Source organism: Paenibacillus xylanilyticus (assembly GCF_013359935.1).
GTDB classification, from domain to species: Bacteria; Bacillota; Bacilli; order Paenibacillales; family Paenibacillaceae; genus Paenibacillus; species Paenibacillus xylanilyticus.
Genome location: NZ_JABMCB010000057.1, coordinates 1 through 1079 on the forward strand (window position 1 = coordinate 1; position 1079 = coordinate 1079).

Genomic DNA, 1079 nt, shown 5'->3' on the forward strand with positions numbered 1-1079 from the left:
ATTTGGTTGATCGTGGTGCAGAGAACGTTGAATGCCTGGAATTAATCACATTCCCCTGGTTCAGAGCTGTACGTGGAAACCATGAGCAAATGATGATTGATGGCTTATCAGAGCGTGGAAACGTTAATCACTGGCTGCTTAATGGCGGTGGCTGGTTCTTTAATCTCGATTACGACAAAGAAATTCTGGCTAAAGCTCTTGCCCATAAAGCAGATGAACTTCCGTTAATCATCGAACTGGTGAGCAAAGATAAAAAATATGTTATCTGCCACGCCGATTATCCCTTTGACGAATACGAGTTTGGAAAGCCAGTTGATCATCAGCAGGTAATCTGGAACCGCGAACGAATCAGCAACTCACAAAACGGGATCGTGAAAGAAATCAAAGGCGCGGACACGTTCATCTTTGGTCATACGCCAGCAGTGAAACCACTCAAGTTTGCCAACCAAATGTATATCGATACCGGCGCAGTGTTCTGCGGAAACCTAACATTGATTCAGGTACAGGGAGAAGGCGCATGAGACTCGAAAGCGTAGCTAAATTTCATTCGCCAAAAAGCCCGATGATGAGCGACTCACCACGGGCCACGGCTTCTGACTCTCTTTCCGGTACTGATGTGATGGCTGCTATGGGGATGGCGCAATCACAAGCCGGATTCGGTATGGCTGCATTCTGCGGTAAGCACGAACTCAGCCAGAACGACAAACAAAAGGCTATCAACTATCTGATGCAATTTGCACACAAGGTATCGGGGAAATACCGTGGTGTGGCAAAGCTTGAAGGAAATACTAAGGCAAAGGTACTGCAAGTGCTCGCAACATTCGCTTATGCGGATTATTGCCGTAGTGCCGCGACGCCGGGGGCAAGATGCAGAGATTGCCATGGTACAGGCCGTGCGGTTGATATTGCCAAAACAGAGCTGTGGGGGAGAGTTGTCGAGAAAGAGTGCGGAAGATGCAAAGGCGTCGGCTATTCAAGGATGCCAGCAAGCGCAGCATATCGCGCTGTGACGATGCTAATCCCAAACCTTACCCAACCCACCTGGTCACGCACTGTTAAGCCGCTGTATGACGCTCTGG

The 1079-nt window shown here is 48.9% G+C and carries 2 protein-coding genes; both read left to right on the top strand.

The genetic code is table 11. The features are described 5' to 3' along the window. Positions 1-521 (top strand): metallophosphoesterase (locus HP552_RS00375; protein WP_175393819.1); only part of this gene is annotated, 521 nt, incomplete at its 5' end. Next, positions 518-1079 (top strand): antitermination protein (locus tag HP552_RS00380; RefSeq protein ID WP_175393820.1); only part of this gene is annotated, 562 nt, incomplete at its 3' end. The genes HP552_RS00375 and HP552_RS00380, both read left to right, overlap by 4 nt.